Below are 21,385 nucleotides of genomic sequence, written 5' to 3' on the forward strand. Positions count from 1 at the left end.
CAAGGCATGACCAAGACGGACCCGGAGATCGCCGCGAACCGCCCGCAGTCACGCCGTGCCCCCGCGGGCGCCGCCGTGCTGCGTGAGGACGTGACGGACGCCATCCGGGCGGCCGTCTTCGAGGAACTCGCCGCGGTCGGCTTCGCCCGGATGTCCATCGAGGGCATCGCGCGCCGTGCGGGGGTCGGCAAGACGGCGGTCTACCGCCGGTGGAAGTCGAAGCTCAGCCTGGTCCTGGACCTCGTGTCGGCATTCGCCGAGCAGGGCCTCCCGGTGCCGCACACCGGCTCCCTCTACGGGGACATCCGGGCCCTGCTCGCGGTCGCCTCGCTCGCCCTGCGCCATCCGATCGCCTCGCAGGTCATCCCCGACCTGCTGGTCGAATCCGTACGCCACCCGGAGATCGCCGACGCGATCAAGGCCGCGCTGCTCGACGGGCAGCAGGGCGTTGCCGCGGTTGTCGTCCGCGAGGCGGTCGAGCGGGGCGAGCTGCCCGCCGGGGCGGACCCCGACCGGGCGCTCGACCTGATCGTGGGCCCGCTGTACTGGCGGCTCGTCGTCGTCAAGGGAGCGCTGCCGAAGGGCTACCTGGACGATCTGGCCAAGTCCGCGGTGGCGGCGCTCAAGGCTGTCGCCTAGCTTCAGAGGGGCTCCCGCGTCTTGTTTCGTCGGGTGCGGGCCGTCTGCGGCTGGTCGCGCCCACGCGGCGGAGCCGCACAATGTCACAGTCCCGCGCCCCTGAGGGCGTGGTGCCGCGCCCGAGTCGGGAAGTCCGCGCAGGTCCTCGCCACGCCCCGAAACGGGGCGCAGCGGTACCGCACACGTAAGCGGAAGGCGCTCAGCGCCCCGCCGGGAGCGCCGTCGCCGGGGCGAACTCCGTTCCCCTGACGCGCTGTTCGGGCACGTTCCGGGTCGCGGGGGTCGCCGCCGCGGCCTTCAGGAACACCCGCCGCACCACCCGCTCCGCCGCGTGTCCGTCGTCGTACGGGCAGAAGCGGGTGCGGAAGGCGGACCTCAGCTGGGCCGAGCGGGAGCCGCGCCAGTGGCCGGTGGTGAAGATGTCGATCAGCTCGTCCTCGGTGCGGGCGACCGCGCCCGGCGGGCGGGTCCGCAGGTCGAAGTAGGTGCCCCGGGCCGCCTCGTACGCCTCGCGGTCGTCGTCGAGGATCACGATCGGCCGGTCCAGGCCGGCGTAGTCGAACATCAGGGACGAGTAGTCCGTGACGAGCGCGTCCGAGACCAGGAAGAGCTCCTCGATGCTCGGGTACCCCGTGACGTCCAGGACGCGCGGCAGCGGCGTCCGGCTCAGCGGGGCCCGGTAGGCGAAGTGGGCGCGGGTCAGCAGGAAGAACTCCGGGCCGAGCGCGCGGCCGAACCGGTCCAGGTCGAGCGGAAGGTGCTGGCTGCGGCTGTAGTCGCGATGCGTCGGCGCGTACAGGACGACCGTCGACTGCCCCGGAATGCCGAGCAGTTCGCGCAGCCCGGCCGTGCCGGCGGGGGTGGCGCGGCGCAGCACGTCGTTGCGCGGGCTGCCGTATTCGAGCGTGGTGTACGCGGCCGGGAAGGCGCGCTCGCCGACGAGGGTGGCGTGCCGGTTGGCGGTCAGGGCGTAGTCCCACTTGTCGGCGTCGGCGAGAAGTCGGGTGACGTCGGTGCCGCGTGAGGCTGCCGGACGGTCCGTCAGATCCAGGCCCACCGACTTGAGCGGCGTTCCGTGGTGGGTCTGGAGCAGGATCTGGCCGGGCCGCTTGACCAGGCGGTGGTCGAACTCGACGTTGTTCACCAGGTACTTGGCGCGGGCGAGCGCCGCGAAGTATCCGAAGCTTTCGGGGCGGATGCGGCGGGTGGCCGACGGCACCGTCGTGTCCTGCTCGGGCGTGGTGATCCAGGCGGTCCGCATGCCGGGGACGAGTTCGCGGACCTTGGCCTCGATGGCGGCCGGGCTGCACGCGTAGCCGCGGTTCCGGTACGCGCTGAACACCGCCAGATCGTCGTGCACGGGGAGGCGGCGCTGGATGCGGTAGTGCAGCCGCAGGGCGGTCGTGCGGGCCGGGCGCACCACCGCCGCGGCGAACGCCCGGGCGCGGGCGCGCAGCGCGCGGATCCCCCGCAGCACGCGGTGGGTGCGGTACGTGGCGAAGCGGACCCCGGCGTAGCACAGCCCGGCCGCGCCCGGCACGCGGTGGCGGCCGTAGTGGGCGCGGGCCAGACGGAAGAACTCGGCGCGGGTGCGCGCGGACAGACCGGGCGCGGTGAGCACGGTGGCGGAGGCGGCCGCGAGGTGGTCGGCCATCCGGCGCGCGAGCACCGGGCGCCAACTGCTGAGTGCGGGGCGGGAGTCGACGAAGTCGAAGACGCGGTCGTACTGGGGGAAGAGGTCGAAGTGGCGGCCGGGTGCGGGGTCCGGGCCGCGCCGTCTGCGGTGGTGCACGCAGACCCGCTCCAGGGTGCTGAGCGAACCCGCCGCGAGCAGGGCCGCGTACGACCAGAAGGTGTCCGTGTGCCGGCCGGGCGTGAAGGCGAGCCCCTCGCGCTCGGTGAACTCCCGCCGGTACGCCTTGTTCCAGGACGGGGACGGCTGCTTCAACAGGTCCGGGCGCTCGGTCAGTTGGAAGGGGGCGGGGCCCGACTCGGTGAGGTGCGGCGGAAGGTGGAGGTCCTCCGTCTCGCCCGACCAGTGCGTGTGGGCGTGGCCGAAGACCAGGACGTCGGGGTCGCCGGACGCCTTGAGCCGGTCGGCGATGTCGCGCAGGGCGTGCGGGGCCAGGGTGTCGTCGCCGTCGAGGAACAGCACGTACTCACCGGTGGCGCGGGCGAGCCCGGCGTTGCGGGCGGGGCCCGGCCCCTGGCCCGGGTCGGCCGGGTCCGGGGGCAGGTGGACGGCGACGACCCGGGGATCGCGGGCGGCGAACTCGTCGATGATCTCGCCGCAGGAGTCGGGCGAGCCGGCGTCGACCGCGATCACTTCCAGGTCGAACGCCGGGCTCTCGTCACTCTCGTACGTCTGACTCAGTACCGATTCCAGACAGGGATGAAGATAGGCCTGGAGCTTGTACGCGGGCACGATGACGCTGAACCGGGGCAACGGACATCCTGGGGGGCGTGAGAAGACACGGGCGGATGGCCCGTGAACGTCCGAAGGAGTGATCCGGTTACGCCGCTGGTGCCGTCCGGCGTATTCGCGCGATCATGCGCTTGACGTGGTGTCATGCGATCGCGCGGCCATGATCGTTCGATCGGGTGATCAAGTCCCTTGTGCGTACGCTCACTTCACCGCGCCGGCCATCACCCCCGACACGAACTGCCGCTGGAAGGCGAAGAAGACGGCGAGCGGGATGACCATGGAGACGAAGGCGCCCGGGGCGAGGACGTCGATGTTGTTGCCGAACTGGCGGACCTGCTGCTGCAGGGCCACCGTGATCGGCGGGTGCTTGGAGTCGGCGAAGATCAGCGCGACCAGCATGTCGTTCCAGACCCACAGGAACTGGAAGATGCCGAGCGAGGCGATCGCCGGGCCGCCGAGCGGCATCACGACCCGGGTGAAGAGCCGGATCTCGCCCGCGCCGTCCAAGCGGGCCGCTTCCAGCAGTTCCCTCGGGATCTCCGCGAAGAAGTTGCGAAGCAGGAAGATCGCGAAGGGCAGGCCGAAGGCGACGTGAAAGATGATCACGCCGACCGTCGTCTCGAAGATCCCGATCTGGCCGAAAAGCTTGGCGACCGGCACGAGGGCGACCTGCACCGGCACGACCAGCAGGCTCACCACGACCATGAACCACCAGTCGCGGCCCGGGAAGTCCATCCAGGCGAAGGCGTACCCGGCGAGCGAGCCGATGACGACGACCAGGACCGTGGCCGGGACGGTGATCGCGACCGTGGACAGCAGGGAGTCGGTGATCGTGCTGTTGTCCAGCAGGTTCGCGTAGTTGTGGAAGGTGAGCTGGGACGGGTCGGTGAACGTCTTCCACCAGCCCGTCGAGGCGATGTCGGAGGGGCTGCGCACCGAGGAGAGCAGGAGCCCGACGGTCGGCATCAGCCAGAAGAGCCCGACCAGGATGAGGAACACGCGCAGCACGCCGCCGCCCGTACGCGACGCGATGCGCGCGGGCAGCGACTGCCGGGCCTTGACGATCCCTTCGACAGCGGTCATCGCCTGGCCTCCCTGCGCATGCGCCGGATGTTGCTGTGCTGTCCCGGGGGACGACCCCCGGACCCCCGGCAGGGGGCGGTCGCGACACGGCGGGTCCTCATCGCCTGGCCTCCCTGCGCATGCGCCGGATGTTGAAGAGCATCACCGGAATCACGAGGAGCAGCAGCAGGACCGCGATCGCGCTGCCTATGCCCAGGTCCGCCTCGGTGCCGAAGGAGGAGCGGTAGAGCTGGAGGGCGAGCACGTTCGCGTCGGCCTGGCTGGAGCCCGGCGCGATGATGAAGACCAGGTCGAAGATCTTCAGGACGTTGATCATCAGCGTGACCAGGACGACCGCGAGCACCGGCGCGAGCAGCGGGACGGTGACCCGGCGGAACACCTGCCACTCGTTCGCGCCGTCCACGCGGGCCGCTTCGAGGAGTTCGCGCGGAAGCCCGGCGAGCCCCGCCGCGATGAGCACCATCGCGAACCCGGCCCACATCCAGATGTACGAGCCGATGATGGCCGGGGTGACCAGCGTCGGGCCGAGCCATTCGACGCCGTTGTACGGCTCGTGGAAGTTGCTTTCGGGGAGCCGGAGCCGGGCCCCGTCGGCCGAGGCGGGCAGCGTGAACGTGCCGTCCGCGCCGGCGGTCGCCGAGGCGGCGACCTTGCCGTCCTTCACCGCCTCGACCTTGATGCCCTTGAGGCCGATCTCCTTGGTGTCGATGACGTTCGGCTGACCGCCGCCGCCCTTGGTGAAGTCGAGCCAGACCGTGCCGGTGACCTTGCCCGGGTCGGGCTTGGCGGGCTTGGCGGTCCCGGCCGACGTCGGCATCTTGTCGGCGGCCACCCCGACGAGGGGGAGCAGCGCGGGCTGCCCGACGTGCACCGCGTCCCGGGTGATGAACGTGCCGCCGCCCCCGTCCTTCAGCGGCGCGCTGGGCAGCGGATGCGCCTTGGGATAGCCGGCCGACTCGGTGAACGTGTCGTGCACGCCCACCACCACGGCGTTGGCGACCCCGCGCGCCGGGTCCTGCTCGTACACCAGGCGGAAGATGATGCCCGCGGCGAGCATGGAGATCGCCATGGGCATGAACACGATGAGCTTGAACGCCGTTCCCCAGCGCACCCGTTCGGTCAGTACGGCGAAGATCAGGCCGAGGGCGGTGGCGATCGTCGGGGCGCAGACGACCCAGATCGCGTTGTTCTTCACGGCGGTGCGGATGGTGTGGTCGGTGAACAGCGTCTTGTAGTTGTCGATTCCGGCGAACGAATGGCCGGACTGATCGAAGAACGATCGATAGATCGAGAATCCGATCGGATAGACCACGAGCGCACCGAGCAGCACGAGCGCGGGCAGCAGGAAGGCTGCCGCGATCCACTTGCGGGTGCCGGTGACGCTCTTGACGGTCCTGGGTGCGGGCGGTGTGGCGGGAGGCGGGGCGCCTCCCGCCGTGGCGGTCGTCATCGCCGGATCAGTTCTTGAACGCCGCGGCCGCGTCGGCCTCCAGCTTGGACTGGGTGCTTGCGATGTCGGACGGGTTCTTGAGGAAGTCCTGGAGGTCCTTCCACTCGCCCTTGCCGGGGGTGCCGCCGAAGGACTGCGGGGCCTGGTCCGACATGTCGAAGCGCACGTTGTCACCGGCCGCGATCAGCGACTTGGCGATGTCGCGCTGCACGTCGTTGGGGTACGCGCCGAAGTCCAGGGACTTGTTGGGCGAGACGAAGCCGCCGGCCTTCGCCCAGATCTGCGCGGCGTCGGTGGACGCGAGCCACGTCAGCAGCGCCTGGGCGCCCTTGGTGTCCTTCAGGGCCACGGCCGCGTCGCCGCCCGTCACGACCGGGGCCTTGTCGCCCACGGCCGGGAACGGGAACGCCTTGGCGTCGGTGCCGATCTTGGCGTTGGTCTCCGCGATGTTGACGGAGGCGAAGTCGCCCTCGAAGACCATGCCGGCCTTGGGCTGGTCGCCACCGGTGAAGGTCTGCGTCACGGAGGCCGGGAACTCGGTCTGGAGCGCGCCGTTGGTGCCGCCCGCGATGAGATTCGGCTTGCCGAAGAGCTGGGCGAGGGTGGTGAGCGCGTCCTTCACGGACGGGTCGGTCCACTTGATCGCGTGCTTGGCCAACTGGTCGTACTTCTCGGGCCCGGCCTGGGAGAGATAGACGTTCTCGAACCAGTCGGTGAGCGTCCAGCCGTCCGCGCCACCGATGGACACCGGGGTCACGCCGGAGGCGGAGATGGTGTCGGCGGTGCTGAGGAAGTCCTTCCACGTCGCGGGGACCTTGACGCCCGCGCTCTCGAAGACCTTGGTGTTGTACCAGATCAGGGACTTGTTGGCGGCCTTGAAGTACACCCCGTACTGGGTGCCGTCGACCGAACCCAGGTCCTGCCACACCTTCGAGTAGTTCGCGGTGAGCTGCGCCTTCGCCTCGGGCCCGGCGGGCTTGGCCCACTTCTTCGCCACGGCCTGCTGGATCGCGCCGACCTGGGGCAGCATCGCCACATCGGGCGGGCTGCCACCCGCGATCTTCGTGCCGAGGAAGTTGACGATGGGGTCCTGGGCGGGCACGAAGGTGACGGTGGCCCCGGTCCGCGCCTCGAACTCCTTGAGCACCTTCACGAAGTTGGCCTGCTCGGGCCCCGTCCACACGGCGGCGACCTCGATCTTCTCCCCGTTGAGCTTGGGGAGTTGGACCCCGCCGCCCGTGGACGCGGAGGTCGAGGCGCTGGCGGACGGGCCGCTCTTCTTGCCGTCGCCGCTGCTGCACGCGGCCGCGCCGAGCGCGAGACCGCTGATGGCGAGGGCGGATATGAGGGTGCGACCAGTCGTCGTGGTGCGTGTGGTGGTGCGGCCTGTACGAGTGCTGCGCATGCGTGCCCCGTCTCTCCCGTGCGCGTACGAACCGCCGCGCCCGGTGACGCAGGCGCCGCCGCTCTCGTCCCGTGCGACAGTCCTACGCCCGGTGTGGGGGCGCCGCAATACCGCCTTCGCCGTCCAGTTGGTGATCGTGATGGGCTTGTGACGTTGGGCGTCGCGGGATGTCCCAACTGCCTCCCTTTGCAGCCGGGTTGATCCATCGGGGCCGCGGGCGGCGGCCCCGCCGTCACGGCAGCGGCGGCACCGAAGGCGCGTTGACCAAGGACGCCGCGCGGTCGAGGGCGCTGGCCAACAGGGCGAGGTCGGTGGGGCCGTTGCCGAGCTCGCGGACCGGCCTTCGGGCCGGCGGGTCGCCCATCCGCTCCCACTCCAGGACCACGACGGTCGGCCGCTGCGTCGCGGTGCGCGGTATGCGCCCGGTGACCCGGCCGCCCTGGAACGGCACGGACACCCCGTCCGCCTGATGCAGCCGCCCCCGCCCCGGCGACGGCTCCTCCGGAGAGGGCGATGCGGGCGGCGGGTCCAGGACGACCCGGTGCCGGGCACCGCGCGCGAGCTCCGTGTCGGCTGTGCGGTCGGGCCGGGCCGAGGCCGCCACGAGGTGCACCCCGAGCCGCTCGCCCTCGCGGGCCACCGCCTCCAGGGCCCGTACGACCGAACCCGCGGCAGGCCGCCCGGGACTGCCGAGCGCGGGCGCCACCAGCGCGTCCAGATCGTCGACCAGGACGACCAGGCGGGGCAGCGCGGGCCCCTCCTCGGTGCGGCTGCGGGCCACCGGGCGCAGCCGCAGCGTGCTGCTGCCCGGCGGGTCGAGGTCGCCCCGGCTCTCCACGGCGGGCGCCTGCCGCTGCCCCACCAGGCGCCCGGCGACCTCGCGCTGGGTCTGCCACTGTGCGAAGCCGAGCCCGCCGAGCACCTCGGCCCGGCGCTTCAGCTCGGCCCCCAGCGCCTGCGCGAACTCCCGCATCCGTACGGGGTCGGAAGCGATCAAGTGGGTTGACACATGCGGGAGTTCAGTGCAGGGGCGAAGGCCCTCGCCGCGTTCGCCGCCCGCTCCGTCGACCAGGATCAGGGCGAGGCGGTCGGGCCGGGCGCCCGCGGCGAGCGAGGCGGCGACGGCCCGCAGCAGCTCGGTGCGGCCGCTGCCGGGCGGTCCTTCGACCAGGAGGTGGGGGCCGTCGGACGCGAGGTCCACGCCGACCGGGCCGCGCGGCCCGGTGCCGAGCACGACCGCCCCGTCCGGCGCCGACTCCCAACGGGCCATCAAGGATGCCGGGGTGGCCCGGGCAAGGCCCAACTCGTCAAGGAGCCGGGACGATTGGGGCAGTGAGGAGGCGAGGCGCCCGGCCGAGGCCGCCGTGCCGTCGCCGGTACGCAGCGGGGCGAGCGCGCGGGCGAACCGCTCGGCCCAGGCGCGCGACACCGCGTCCATCGTGGCCACCGTGCCGTGCCCGGCCGGCCGGCCGCCCGCGATGCGCAGCAGCCGCAGAGCGGTGGCCACATCACCGCTGAGCAGGGCGACCGCCCCGCATTCGCGGAACGCGAGCGAGGCCGCGCACGCCGTCTCGTACGTCGCCGCGACGGGGGAGGCCGCCGATGCGGGCGGGGCGTCGGCGAGGCAGAGCAGATGGATGCCGGCCGCGGCGCCGGCCGCGGCGAGGCGCGCGGTGGTCTCGCGCAGCGGGGCCGAACCCGGGTCGCCGTCGACGACGACCACCGTGAGCGGGCCCTCGTAGCGGGCGGCGGCCTCGGCCACCGCGCTCCGGTCCGCCGAGGCCCAGGCCGGGCCGAGCGGGCCCGCGTCGAGCCGTCTGACCAGCTCGGACGTGCGTGCCGTCGCCTGGTCGCGGTCGTAGGCGAGGAGCAGCCGGCAGTCCTGGCCGTGCGCGGGGCGGACCTGGGGGAGCCAGCCCAGCCAGTCCCACTCGGCGGTCCGCGCCTGGAGGGGGCGCGCCCGGTCCGTACTGATGAGGACGATCTCCAGGGTGGTCGGCGCGTGCAGCGCGGCCAGCTGGGCGATCGCCGAGCGGGCCAGTCCCGCGAGCCGCTCGCGGGGCCCGGCGAGCCCGAGCGAGCCCGCCTCGCGCAGCCCCACCGTGACCGGCACGGCCGCCAGCTCGCCCCGGTCCGCGGTGCCGACCCGGACGGCGAGCGCCTCGGGATGGCCGGGCTCGCGCTCCCAGAGCCGGGGGCCGGGGCCGAGCGCGGTCAGGAGCAGCGCGGCCGGGTCGGGCCAGCTCTCGGGTGCGGGCTCGGCCGGGGGCCGCTGCGGCTCCGCGGGTGCTTCCTCGGGCGCCACCTCGCCGCGGCCGCCGGCCAGCCGCCGGGCCCAGGCGCCTATCCCGCCGCGCCTTCGGCCGGCGTCGGCCGCGTCCGCTCGGGAGTGCTCGGCCTCGTCCGGCCCGGGCAGGCCTTCGGGGAGCCGGGTGCCGCGTATCGGCGTGCCCTGCCGCCTGCTCGGCGGCGCCGCCTCCCGGTGGTCGTCGCGGCCGTCGTGCCCGTACCCGGAGGGCGCCCCCAGCGCGTCGAACCCGCCGCCGTGCGCCTCCTCACGCCCGCCGGGCGTACTGAGAGGGGGCGCCGAGTGGCCGAAGGCGTAGGCCGTATCGCCCGACGGAGGGCTCAACTGCGGGGCGGGACCGGCCTGTTCGGCGCCTGTCGTGCGGGGGGTGACCCGGAGGTGGCCGTCGCCGTCCGGGACGGTGGCGAGGGAGGGCTCCGCCTCGGGGCCGCCGGGGGAGAGCCGCAGGGCGGACTCGCCGACCCGCAGCAGCGCGCCGGGCGCGAGCCGGACCGGCCGGGCGCCGATCTCCCGGCCGTCGAGGCGGGTGCCGTTCGTGGAGTTCAGGTCGGCGACGCTCACCCGGCCGTCCTCGCCGACCGTCACCTCGCAGTGCTGGCGCGAGACGTCGGGATCGTCCAGCGGGACGTCCGACTCCGTGGCGCGGCCGATGCCGATGCGGCCGCCGTGCAGCAGGTGGACGCCGCCCGCGTCGGGACCCGCCACCACGTGCAGCCGGGCCGGGGCCGGGCCGTCGTGGGCCGGCTCGTCCTCGGCGGGGGAGGCGAGCGAGAGCACCGCTCCGTCCACCAGGGGTGGCTCACCCAGGATGCGGCGCTGGGCGTCGAGCCGCTCGCGGCCCGCGTACAGCACCACGGAAGCGCCCGAGACCTCCGCGCCCGAGGCGGCCGAGGCCAGGCCGGATGCGACGGCCGCGAGTGCCGTCCCCGCCGGGGCGGTGACGAGCACGTCGCAGGCGCGCGCCGCAGCGTGGCCGCTGCGCGGCGCGAGGACGGTCAGCCGGATCTGCATCGCCTCGGCGGTCCCTTCTGCGCGGGGGTGCCAAGGAGGAGGAACAGCCCTGTGATTCCCCCCACCCGGCACACAATTCGTGCTGAGGGCATCCTCGCACCTGCCACTGACAACACGCCCGTCGCCCACCTTTATTTGATCTTGATTGGTCGGCTCGGGACGCAAATGTGGACGGAAAAGTGGCTGGTTGCGACCGAGTGGGGCATTTCGAGGAGGTGCCGGGCACGGTCGTTCGGCAACCTTCTGTGCGAAGACCGCGTCTTCCATGAGAACCATGAGAAGACGGTGAACAAGCTGGTGGCGCCGACCCCACGACCCGTCGGCACGATCGGGAGCGGCACTAGAGTGGGCCGGAAACCCACACAGCAATGGACGCGAGCAGCAGGGAGCGCATGACGTGCGGCCGGTAGGCAGCAAGTACCTGCTCGAGGAGCCGCTCGGACGCGGCGCCACGGGCACCGTCTGGCGAGCCCGCCAGCGGGAGACCGCGGGCTCCGAGGCGTCCGTGGCGGGCCAGCCGGGCGAGACGGTGGCGATCAAGGTCCTCAAGGAGGAGCTCGCCAACGACGCGGACGTGGTGATGCGCTTCCTGCGCGAACGCTCCGTGCTCCTGAGGCTGCGCCACGACAACATCGTGCGCACCCGCGACCTGGTCGTCGAGGGCGATCTGCTCGCTCTGGTCATGGACCTGATCGACGGTCCGGACCTGCACCGCTACATCCGCGAGAACGGCCCGCTCACCCCGGTCGCCGCGTCCCTGCTCACCGCGCAGATCGCCGACGCGCTCGCCGCGAGCCACGCCGACGGCGTCGTCCACCGCGACCTGAAGCCCGCCAACGTCCTCCTGGACGAGCGCGACGGCGCGATGCACCCGATGCTGACCGACTTCGGCATCGCGCGCCTGGCGGACTCCCCGGGCCTGACCCGTACGCACGAGTTCGTGGGCACGCCCGCCTATGTCGCGCCGGAGTCCGCCGAGGGCCGCCCGCAGACCTCCGCCGTCGACATCTACGGCGCCGGAATCCTGCTGTACGAGCTGGTCACGGGCCGGCCTCCGTTCGCGGGCGGCACCGCGCTCGAAGTCCTGCACCGCCACCTGAGCGAGGAGCCGCGCCGGCCGACCACCGTCCCGGCCCCGCTGTGGACGGTCATCGAGCGCTGCCTCAGCAAGGACCCGGACCGCCGGCCCAGCGCCGAGAACCTGGCGCGAGGGCTGCGCGTCGTCGCCTCCGGCATCGGCGTCCACTCCACCGCGGCCCAGGTCGAGGCGGCCGACGGCGTGGGCGCGCTGCTCGCGCCCGACCCGGCGCCGGCCCCGGTCCCCGAGGCCCCCGGCGCGGCCGACCCGACCCAGGTGCTTCCGAGCAACGCGGCCTCGTACGACCCGGCCGCGCGCACCTCGGTGCTGCCGCAGACGGGCCAGGCCCAGCACGCCGACCCGACGGCCGTCATGCCGCCGGTCCCGCAGGACCAGCCGCAGCCGCAGGAGCCGCACCCCTGGCAGTCCCAGCTCCAGGCGGCGCGCGACCGCAACGAGCAGACCCAGGTCGGCTACCTGCCGCCCGAGCAGGACCCGCTGCGCCGCCGCCCGCACCGCCAGCAGCAGCCCCCGCAGGGCTACGGCCAGCAGGGCCAGCAGCCGCCCCAGGGCTACGCCCAGCAGCGCCCGCCGCAGGGCCGGCCGCCCCAGCACCAGCAGTACGCCCCGCCGCCGCAGCCCTACCAGCAGCAACCGCAGCCCTACCAGCAGCAGCAACCGCAGCAGCACGCGCCGCAGCGCCAGCAGTACGCGCCCCCGCCGCAGCAGCCGCAGGCCCCCGCCCGTGAGCCGCGGGAGCCCCGCGAGCCGCGTCGGCGCAGCCCGAACCGGATGCGGATCCCGGGTCTCGGCTGCCTCAAGGGCTGCCTGTTCACGTTCCTGCTGCTGTTCGTCGCGGGCTGGCTGATCTGGGAGCTCACCCCGCTCCAGGACTGGGTCGCCCAGGGCAAGAGCTACTGGCAGGCCATCGGTGACGGGATTTCGACGGTATCCGGCTGGATCAAGAGCATCGGCGGCTCCGGAAAGCAGTGAGCAAAGGGCTCCGCCCCGTCGGTCCGGGACGCGACTTCGTGGATTTGTCGACTTCCAGAGGGTGATTTCGGCGCCAGAAGTGAAGGTTGGCGTCCCGGCCGCGTAGCCTCAGCGTGCACAGCCAGCCGCTGAGGGAGCAGTCTTGGCACGGAATATCGGCAGCCGGTACACCGCCCACCAGATCCTGGGCCGCGGCAGCGCCGGCACGGTGTGGCTCGGCGAAGGGCCCGATGGCCCCGTCGCCATCAAGCTGCTGCGCGAGGACCTGGCCGCCGATCAGGAGCTGGTCGGCCGCTTCGTGCAGGAGCGCACCGCGCTGCTCGGCCTCGACCACCCCAACGTGGTCGGCGTGCGCGACCTGGTGGTGGACGGCAACGACCTCGCTCTGGTCATGGACCTGATCCGGGGCACCGACGTGCGCACCCGCCTGGACCGCGAGCGCCGGCTCGCCCCCGAGGCGGCCGTGGCCATCGCGGCCGACGTCGCCGACGGCCTCGCCGCCGCCCACGCGGCCGGCGTGGTGCACCGGGACGTCAAGCCCGAGAACATCCTCCTGGACATGCAGGGGCCGCTCGGCCCCGGCGGCGCCCACCCCGCGCTCCTCACCGACTTCGGCGTCGCCAAGCTCATCGACACCCCGCGCCGCACCAAGGCGACGCGGATCATCGGCACCCCGGACTACCTGGCCCCCGAGATCGTCGAGGGCCTCCCGCCGCGCGCCGCCGTCGACATCTACGCGCTCGCGACGGTCCTGTACGAGCTGCTCGCGGGCTTCACCCCGTTCGGCGGCGGCCACCCCGGCGCCGTACTGCGCCGTCATGTGACCGAGACGGTCGTCCCGCTCCCCGGCATCCCCGACGAGCTGTGGCAGCTGATCGTCCAGTGCCTGGCCAAGGCCCCGGCATCCCGCCTTCGCGCCTCCGAACTCTCGGTCCGGCTGCGCGAACTGCTCCCCCTGGTCGCGGGCATGCCCCCGCTCGACGTGGACGAGCCGGACGCCGAGGGCACCGAGGACGAAGAGGCGTACGAGGACCCGTACCCGACCGCCCCCACCGCTCCGCGCCGCGGCGCGGTCCCGCTCGTGCCAGGGGCGCAGCACGACTCCGCCAACCGCGACACCCACACCAGCATGCGCGTCCCCGGCCCCGACGAGCTGGCCGGCGGCCCGCTCGGCACCGCCCGCGCACCCCGCTCCTCGGGCGCCCCGCGCCCCGGCTCGGCCCGCCACCGCGCCGACCAGGTCCGCAAGCGCCGCCTCGTCCTGACCACGGCCGCGGTCGCGCTCGCGGCGGCGGTCGGCGTCGGCGGCTGGCTGGCCCTGAGCGACGACTCCGGCAAGCAGCCGCCACCGCAGGACACCAAGAACTCGGCGCCCGTCGTCCCCTAGGCCACGATGATCAAGCCGCCCGGGGAACGCCGGAGCGCGCAGCCGTTACGCTGGACCCGTGGCAGTCGTCGATGTATCCGAAGAGCTGAAGTCCCTCTCCTCGACCATGGGGTCGATCGAGGCCGTCCTGGACCTCGACACGATGAGGGCAGATATTGCTGCGCTCGAAGAGCAGGCGGCCGCCCCGTCCCTCTGGGACGACCCGGAGGCGGCGCAGAAGATCACCAGCAAGCTTTCGCACCTCCAGGCGGAGCTGCGCAAGACCGAGGCCCTGCGCGGCCGGATCGACGACCTCGGGGTGCTCTTCGAGCTCGCCGAGGAGATGGACGACCCGGACACCCGCACCGAGGCCGAGGCCGAGCTGGAGTCCGTGCGCAAGGCGCTGGACGAGATGGAGGTCCGTACCCTCCTGTCCGGCGAGTACGACTCCCGCGAGGCGCTGGTCAACATCCGCGCCGAGGCCGGCGGCGTCGACGCCTCCGACTTCGCCGAGCGCCTCCAGCGCATGTACCTGCGCTGGGCCGAGCGCCACGGCTACAAGACCGAGGTGTACGAGACCTCGTACGCGGAAGAGGCCGGCATCAAGTCGACCACCTTCGTCGTCAGCGCGCCCTACGCCTACGGCACGCTCTCCGTGGAGCAGGGCACGCACCGCCTGGTCCGCATCTCGCCCTTCGACAACCAGGGCCGCCGCCAGACGTCCTTCGCGGGCGTCGAGGTGCTGCCGGTCGTCGAGCAGTCCGACCACGTCGAGATCGACGAGTCCGAGCTGCGCATCGACGTGTACCGCGCGTCGGGCCCCGGCGGCCAGGGCGTCAACACCACGGACTCCGCGGTCCGCATCACGCACCTCCCGACCGGCATCGTGGTCTCCTGCCAGAACGAGCGCTCGCAGATCCAGAACAAGGCGAGCGCCATGAACGTCCTCCAGGCCAAGCTCCTAGAGCGCCGCCGCCAGGAGGAGCAGGCGCTGATGGACTCGCTCAAGGGCGACGGCGGCAACTCCTGGGGCAACCAGATGCGTTCGTACGTCCTGCACCCGTACCAGATGGTCAAGGACCTCCGCACGGAGTTCGAGGTCGGCAACCCGCAGGCGGTCCTCGACGGCGAGATCGACGGCTTCCTCGAAGCGGGCATCCGCTGGCGCAAGCAGCAGGAGAAGTAAGCCAGTTACCGCCGTGCTTTGAGCACACGACGACGCCGGGCCCCGAAAAGGGACCCGGCGTCTTCTGTTGTGGTGGTTACGTGTGCCGGTGGTGACCGTTCCGTAGGGGAGCGGGGCGAGAACGTGTCCCGGGGCTGAATTCGCTGGCGCAAGCGGGAATTGGGCGACTCGGCGCTTTGTCGACATCCGAACTCTCTTGTGAAGGGCGTCAGTTCCGGCCTTCTGTCACAGTCGTATTCCCGTACGCCCGGCAAGTAGGGCGATTTCGGGCATTGCGTGCGCAACGACCTTGACGTCATCTTTAAAACTGGCAAAGCTAACGCGCGGCATGCGTATTTCTGGGGCGTGTGTGACGGGGGAGGGGCCCAATCGCTCTCCCTGGCGTTGCCGCCCCGGGCGCTGCTCCACGACGAGACAGCTACTGGGGGTAGCAGGCAGATGACCAAGAACACGCGGGTCCGCGTCGCGCGGATAGCAGCCGGTGCGGTGATTGCCGCCGGCGCGTCCCTGACCGCCGCGGGGGCGGCCCAGGCCGTCGGCTTCGACTCCAACGACGGCAAGGCCAAGAGCACCTACGACGAGCCCTGCATCCCGGGTACGCCGCTGTGCGACACCACGGGCGGCCAGACGACCGGTTCGACCACCGATGGTTCGACCGGTTCCACGACCTCCGAGGGCACCACGGGCTCGACCACCTCCGAGGGCACCACCGGTTCCACCACCTCCGAGGGCACGACCGGCTCGACCACCTCTTCGGGTACGACCGGTTCCACCACCTCCGAGGGCACCACGGGGTCCACGACCTCCGGCACCTCGGGCACCACGGGGTCGACGACCTCGGGCACCACCGGCACCACGGGCTCCACCACGTCGGGCAGCACGGGGTCGACGACTTCGGGCACCACCGGTTCCACCACCTCCGGCACCTCGGGCAGCACCGGTTCGACCGGCTCCACCGGTTCGACGGGCTCCACGGGCTCCACGGGCTCCACGGGCTCCACGGGCAGCACCGGTTCCACGGGCTCGACCGGTTCCACCGGCAGCACGGGCTCCACCGGTTCGACGGGTTCGACGGGTTCGACCGGCAGCACCGGTTCCACGGGCAGCACCGGTTCCACCACCTCGGGTACCTCGGGCAGCACCGGTTCGACCGGCTCCACCGGTTCGACGGGCTCCACGGGCAGCACCGGTTCCACGGGCTCGACCGGTTCCACCGGCACCACGGGCTCCACCGGCAACACCGGCACCAACCCCGACACCGTCGGGTCGCAGCCGGTCGAGCAGGGCAAGCAGAAGGAGGAGCTCGCCGCCACCGGTGCGGGCGGGACCACCTTCCTGCTGGTCGGCGCCGCGACCATGATCGCGGGTGGCATCGGCTTCCGCTTCATGCCGCGCCTCGCGGGCGGCCGTAACGTTGCGTAAGCGCTAGCTGACGCACAAGAGGGCCCCGGGTGCCATCAAGCACCCGGGGCCCTCTTCGCGTACGGACCGACGGATCAGACGGTCTGGTGGGCCAGCAGGGCAAAGGCCCCTATCAGGACGATCAGCAGGGTCACCAGCGCCGCGGGGCTCAGGGCCCCCCACTGGCTCTCCTGCTGCAGGCGCTCCCGGTTCGCCCGGCAGACGCGACAGCGGCCCTCGCTCACGGGCGCCGCGCAGTTGGCGCACACCAATCGGTCATAGGTCATGCGCTCTCCTCCTCCCGCGCGGCGGAGCCGGCGCATACAGCTGTCAAACCGCTATCTCTCCGCTCAACGCTCAGGGAAACGCAACCGTTCCCCCTACCACTGTGCCAGCTCCCGCGCGTTTCGGCGCGCCCCGCCTGATTCATCCCGGTCCCGCCCCTGTAACCCAGGGGACATAAGGTGCATCCCCGGACGCGGCCTGCGCGGGCTCCTTCCGTTCGCGTAAGGTCACGGACACCTATACCCCCGGCCGACCGTGGTGCACCCGTGATCCGATTCGACAATGTCTCCAAGACCTATCCCAAGCAGAACCGACCAGCCCTGCGGGAAGTCTCCCTCGACATCGAGAAGGGGGAGTTCGTCTTCCTCGTCGGCTCCTCCGGTTCCGGGAAGTCGACCTTCCTGAGACTCGTCCTGCGCGAAGAGCGCGCCAGCCACGGGCAGGTGCACGTGCTCGGCAAGGATCTGGCCCGGCTCTCCAACTGGAAGGTGCCGCACATGCGGCGCCAACTGGGCACCGTCTTCCAGGACTTCCGGCTGCTCCCCAACAAGACCGTCGCGGAGAACGTCGCGTTCGCCCAGGAGGTCATCGGAAAGCCGCGCGGCGAGATCCGCAAGGCCGTGCCGCAGGTGCTCGACCTCGTCGGGCTCGGCGGCAAGGAGGACCGCAGGCCCGGTGAGCTCTCCGGCGGTGAGCAGCAGCGCGTGGCCATCGCCCGCGCCTTCGTGAACCGGCCCATGCTGCTCATCGCGGACGAGCCGACCGGCAACCTCGACCCGCAGACCTCCGTCGGCATCATGAAGCTGCTCGACCGGATCAACCGGACCGGCACCACCGTAATCATGGCGACCCACGACCAGAACATCGTCGACCAGATGCGCAAGCGCGTCATCGAGCTGGAGTCCGGCCGTCTCGTACGAGACCAGGCGCGCGGCGTCTACGGCTACCAGCACTGAGCGCCGTAGAGCACTCGTCGAGCACTGAAAGGCTGAAATCGTCGCCATGCGCGCTCAGTTCGTTCTCTCGGAGATCGGGGTCGGTCTCCGCCGCAACCTGACCATGACGATCGCCGTCGTCGTCTCCGTCGCCCTCTCGCTGGCCCTGTTCGGCGGTTCGCTGCTGATGCGGGACCAGGTCAACAACATGAAGGGCTACTGGTACGACAAGGTCAACGTCTCCATCTTCCTCTGCAACAAGGCCGACGCCGAGAGCGTCGCCAAGTGCGCCAAGGGCGCGGTGACCGCCCAGCAGAAGAAGGACATCGAGGCCGACCTCAAGAAGCTGGACGTCGTCCAGACGGTGTCGTACGAGTCGGCCGACGAAGCGTTCAAGCACTACAAGGAGCAGTTCGGCAGCTCCCCGATGGCAGGTTCCATCACCCCGGACCAGATGCAGGAGTCGTTCCGGGTCAAGCTCAAGGACCCGGAGAAGTTCGCCGTGGTCGCCACCGCCTTCGCCGGCCGCGACGGCGTCCAGTCCGTACAGGACCAGAAGGGCATCCTGGAGAACCTCTTCGGGCTGCTCAACGGCATGAACGTGGCGGCGATGCTGGTCATGTTCGTGATGCTGATCGTCGCGCTGATGCTGATCGTCAACACCGTGCGCGTCTCGGCCTTCAGCAGGCGGCGCGAAACGGGGATCATGCGCCTGGTCGGCGCCTCCAGCTTCTACATCCAGGCGCCGTTCATCATGGAGGCCGCCTTCGCCGGGCTGATGGGCGGCGTGGCCGCCGCGGGCTTCCTGGTCGTCGGCCGCTACTTCATGATCGACCACGGGCTCGACCTGGCGCATAAGCTGAACCTCATCAACTTCATCGGCTGGGACGCGGTGTTGGCCAAGCTGCCGCTGGTGCTCGCGGCGAGCGTCCTGATGCCCGCGCTCGCGGCCTTCTTCGCGCTGCGCAAGTACCTCAAGGTCTGAGCCCGTGTCCGAACCCCGCGTGTGACATGCGCCCCGGGCGCCGTAGGAGCAACAGCCCCTACGGCGCCCGACGTTTGTCCTAGACTCGGCGCCATGTCGGGCCCGGAGCTCTGTCCCAGGCCCCGCGGCGTGCGCCGCGGGGCGGCTCTGGCGTTGGTCTTCGCGAGCGTCCTGGTGACGGCGGCAGCCACCAACTGCCTGCCGCGCGTCGAGCAGAGACCACCCGCATTAGCAGCCGGGACCGCGGCGGCCGCCCTCGACCCGCGCCCGGGACACACCACCCGCCGGGGCGACCGCACCGCCGAGGACGTGACCCGGGCGGCCGCCGAGGCGCAGGCCGACGGCAAGTCCGCCACCCGCGCCGCCGAGGAGGCCGTGGGCCGCAGCGGGGACCGCTGGGGAGCGGTGTACGACAAGGACCAGTACGAGCAGTACACGGACGCCCTCGACGGCCGCTACACCGGCGTCGGCCTCTGGGTCGCGCGCACCGCCGACGGCCGCACCCAGGTGACCCGGGTGCAGACCGGCGGCCCCGCCGCCCGCGCCGGCGTCCAAGCCGGCGACTTCCTGCGCAGCATCGACCACTGGTCCGCCGACGGGCAGCCCGTCACCGAGGCCGTCTCCCGGCTTCGCGGCGACGCGGCGGGCAGCAAGGTCGTCGTCGGCCTCCAGCGCGGCTCGCGCAGCTGGCGGCAGACGCTGGACCGGGCGGTCCTCGACACCCAGGACGTGGCCGTCGAAAAGCTCTCCGCCAAGGTCGTCATGATCAAGGTGACAGCCTTCACCAAGGGGTCGGGCGAGCGGGTGGGCGCCGCGGTGCGCCAGGCACCCAAGGACGCCGGGATCCTGCTCGACCTGCGGGGCAACAGCGGCGGCCTGGTCGGCGAGGCCGTCACCGCCGCCTCCGCCTTCCTCGACGGCGGCCTGGTCGCCACGTACGACGTGCACGGCAAGCAGCAGGCCCTGTACGCGGCCGGCGACGGGGACGGCGCGAGACCCCTGGTCGTGCTGATCGACGGCGGCACCATGAGCGCGGCCGAACTCCTCACCGGCGCGCTCCAGGACCGCGGCCGCGCGGTCACCGTCGGCTCGCGCACCTTCGGCAAGGGGTCGGTCCAGATGCCCACCGGCCTCGCGGGCGGCTCGGTCGCCGAGCTGACCGTCGGCCACTACCGCACCCCCTCGGGCCACGGCCTCGACGGCAAGGGCATCACCCCCGACCTTCCGGTCACCGACCGCCCCCTCGAACACGCGAAGACCGTCCTGAGCGGTCTGGGCGGCACGTCTTAAACCTCTTGCGCCAGGGTGCGAAAATGGCTGCACTATGGCTAAGAACACGGGCAAGGACAAAGAGAAGGACAGCAAGCGCAAGCTGGTCGCGCAGAACAAGAAGGCACGGCACGACTACCTCATCATCGACACCTACGAGTGCGGTCTCGTGCTCACCGGCACCGAGGTGAAGTCGCTGCGCCAGGGCCGCGCCTCGCTGGTCGACGGGTTCGTCCAGATCGACGGCGGCGAGGCCTGGCTGCACAACGTGCACGTGCCGGAGTACGCGCAGGGCACCTGGACCAACCACAGCGCGCGGCGCAAGCGGAAGCTGCTCCTGCACCGGGTCGAGATCGACAAGCTGGAGTCGAAGTCGGGGGAGTCGGGCCACACGATCGTGCCCCTCGCCCTGTACTTCAAGGACGGCCGGGCCAAGATCGAGATCGCGCTGGCCAAGGGCAAGAAGGAGTACGACAAGCGGCAGACGCTGCGCGAGAAGCAGGACCGGCGCGAGACGGACCGAGCCATCTCGGCGGTCAAGCGCAAGGAGCGGGCGAGCCTGCGCTAGACCCGCGCCGGGTCGAGCCTGCGCCGGACCCGTGCCGGGGCCCGCGCGGAATAGGCTGGCACCCTCGGCCGTTGGTCACGTACGATGGCATCAGTCCCTCACCGCAGGGGCGCCTTTTGAAAACACCACATGGGGATGATCGGTTTCGACAGCGGATGTCGAAGCAGGGGAAGCGTGTCGAGGAAGCGGCAATGATCTCGTAAACCATATGTCGCAAACAATAATCGCCAACACCAAGCGCGATTCCTTCGCCCTCGCTGCCTAAGTAGCGACTTGCGAAGTGTCAGCCCGGGGCTGTTCCCGACCCGGATCCTGGCATCAGCTAGGGAACTAAACTTCTAGACCCGGTCACGGGGTTTAGAAGGAAATCAAACAGTGGCTGGGCCCGTCGGCGACTTGTTCGCGTGATTGCCGGGGCCGAGAAAATCGCAGCGAACTGCACACGGAGAAGCCCTGTTTTTGCACCGTTGGACGCGGGTTCGATTCCCGCCATCTCCACAATTCCCATGTAGGCGAAGGCCCCGCTGTTTCGACAGCGGGGCCTTTGTCGTGTCCGGGGCCGGGTCAGGCGACCGGCTCGCCGGTCAGCATGCCGAGGAGCTGGTCCATCTCGTTGCGCCACAGGCGGTGCACGTTCATGCGGGTCGGCTTCGGCTGTCCCGGCAGCTGGCAGCGGAACGAGCTCCACAGGGTGTTCCGCCGTACGTCGCTGATCATCCGCATCGCCTCGGCCGGCGGGATCGCCGTGACGATTTCCTGCGGCCGGTTGTTCCAGCGGCTGGCCCGGTGCAGGAGCACGGCCTGCTGGGTCACGGTGATGAAGTAGTACGTCAGGAAGCACTGGCCTATGAGGCCGAGCATGCTCATCAGCCAGACGCTGGGGCCCGCCACCGCCTGGATCATGACGATCGGGCGATCCTGCGGGTTGGCCTGCGCGATCGCCTCGGCGACCTGCTGCTGGATGGTCGACTTCTTCATGGCCATGGGGATGGGCCTTC

At 71.5% G+C, this 21,385-nt stretch carries 16 protein-coding genes and 1 other RNA gene; 10 read left to right on the top strand and 7 right to left on the bottom strand.

What is annotated here, in order from left to right:
* Positions 1-6 precede the first annotated feature (6 nt).
* Positions 7-639: a TetR/AcrR family transcriptional regulator gene (locus OHA17_RS24410; protein ID WP_053727239.1), complete on the top strand. Its 633-nt coding sequence runs from the start codon at positions 7-9 to the stop codon at positions 637-639.
* Between the two features lie 199 nt (positions 640-838).
* On the opposite strand, the gene OHA17_RS24415 is transcribed toward OHA17_RS24410, so the two are convergent.
* The 5 genes from OHA17_RS24415 to OHA17_RS24435 all read right to left on the bottom strand — a co-directional run bounded on the left by OHA17_RS24415 (position 839) and on the right by OHA17_RS24435 (position 10,321).
* Positions 839-3,085 carry a CDP-glycerol glycerophosphotransferase family protein gene (locus OHA17_RS24415; RefSeq protein ID WP_406508374.1) on the bottom strand — a complete coding sequence of 749 codons (2,247 nt, stop codon included), beginning with the start codon at positions 3,083-3,085 and terminating at the stop codon, positions 839-841.
* 180 nt (positions 3,086-3,265) lie between these two features.
* Positions 3,266-4,147 (bottom strand): carbohydrate ABC transporter permease, encoded by an 882-nt coding sequence (locus OHA17_RS24420; RefSeq protein WP_398872387.1) that lies wholly within the window; start codon positions 4,145-4,147, stop codon positions 3,266-3,268.
* 97 nt (positions 4,148-4,244) lie between these two features.
* Complete coding sequence (locus OHA17_RS24425) at positions 4,245-5,597, bottom strand: carbohydrate ABC transporter permease (RefSeq protein ID WP_406508375.1); 1,353 nt, start codon at positions 5,595-5,597, stop codon at positions 4,245-4,247.
* Between the two features lie 7 nt (positions 5,598-5,604).
* The gene (locus OHA17_RS24430; protein ID WP_406508376.1) at positions 5,605-7,002 is read right to left on the bottom strand and encodes an ABC transporter substrate-binding protein; all 1,398 of its coding nucleotides are present in this window, start codon (positions 7,000-7,002) and stop codon (positions 5,605-5,607) included.
* Between the two features lie 232 nt (positions 7,003-7,234).
* Complete coding sequence (locus OHA17_RS24435; RefSeq protein WP_406508377.1) at positions 7,235-10,321, bottom strand: FtsK/SpoIIIE domain-containing protein; 3,087 nt, start codon at positions 10,319-10,321, stop codon at positions 7,235-7,237.
* A gap of 397 nt (positions 10,322-10,718) precedes the next feature.
* Here OHA17_RS24435 and OHA17_RS24440 point away from each other — a divergent pair, with 397 nt between their 5' ends.
* From OHA17_RS24440 to OHA17_RS24455, 4 genes are all read left to right on the top strand, one after another.
* Positions 10,719-12,392, top strand: a complete 1,674-nt coding sequence (locus tag OHA17_RS24440) for a serine/threonine-protein kinase (protein WP_406508378.1) — start codon at positions 10,719-10,721, stop codon at positions 12,390-12,392.
* A gap of 142 nt (positions 12,393-12,534) precedes the next feature.
* Entirely contained in the window at positions 12,535-13,779 is a 1,245-nt protein-coding gene (locus OHA17_RS24445; RefSeq protein WP_406508379.1) for a serine/threonine-protein kinase, read from the top strand.
* A gap of 58 nt (positions 13,780-13,837) precedes the next feature.
* Positions 13,838-14,944, top strand: coding sequence for a peptide chain release factor 2 (gene prfB, locus OHA17_RS24450; protein ID WP_406508380.1), 1,107 nt, complete (start codon positions 13,838-13,840; stop codon positions 14,942-14,944).
* Positions 14,945-15,382: 438 nt separating this feature from the next.
* Positions 15,383-16,366, top strand: coding sequence for a hypothetical protein (locus OHA17_RS24455; RefSeq protein WP_406508381.1), 984 nt, complete (start codon positions 15,383-15,385; stop codon positions 16,364-16,366).
* Between the two features lie 74 nt (positions 16,367-16,440).
* Here OHA17_RS24455 and OHA17_RS24460 read toward each other — a convergent pair whose 3' ends face one another.
* On the bottom strand, positions 16,441-16,632 hold the full coding sequence (locus OHA17_RS24460; RefSeq protein ID WP_053727229.1) for a hypothetical protein: 192 nt from the start codon (positions 16,630-16,632) through the stop codon (positions 16,441-16,443).
* 264 nt (positions 16,633-16,896) lie between these two features.
* On the opposite strand from OHA17_RS24460, the gene ftsE reads away from it, so the two are divergent.
* From ftsE to ssrA, 5 genes are all read left to right on the top strand, one after another.
* Complete coding sequence (gene ftsE / locus OHA17_RS24465) at positions 16,897-17,586, top strand: cell division ATP-binding protein FtsE (protein WP_053727228.1); 690 nt, start codon at positions 16,897-16,899, stop codon at positions 17,584-17,586.
* Between the two features lie 46 nt (positions 17,587-17,632).
* Entirely contained in the window at positions 17,633-18,550 is a 918-nt protein-coding gene (ftsX, locus tag OHA17_RS24470; protein ID WP_053727227.1) for a permease-like cell division protein FtsX, read from the top strand.
* 93 nt (positions 18,551-18,643) lie between these two features.
* A complete protein-coding gene (locus OHA17_RS24475; protein WP_406508382.1) occupies positions 18,644-19,840 on the top strand; it encodes a S41 family peptidase in 1,197 nt (398 codons plus the stop codon).
* Between the two features lie 34 nt (positions 19,841-19,874).
* Positions 19,875-20,387, top strand: coding sequence for an SsrA-binding protein SmpB (gene smpB / locus OHA17_RS24480; protein WP_053727225.1), 513 nt, complete (start codon positions 19,875-19,877; stop codon positions 20,385-20,387).
* A 131-nt stretch (positions 20,388-20,518) separates the two neighbouring features.
* Positions 20,519-20,888: a transfer-messenger RNA gene (ssrA, locus tag OHA17_RS24485) on the top strand.
* Positions 20,889-20,951: 63 nt separating this feature from the next.
* Here the strand turns inward: ssrA and OHA17_RS24490 are convergent.
* Positions 20,952-21,371 (bottom strand): hypothetical protein, encoded by a 420-nt coding sequence (locus OHA17_RS24490; RefSeq protein WP_406508383.1) that lies wholly within the window; start codon positions 21,369-21,371, stop codon positions 20,952-20,954.
* Positions 21,372-21,385 lie beyond the last annotated feature (14 nt).

The sequence above is a fragment of the Streptomyces sp. NBC_00212 genome, assembly GCF_045206365.1.
Lineage (GTDB): Bacteria > Actinomycetota > Actinomycetes > Streptomycetales > Streptomycetaceae > Streptomyces.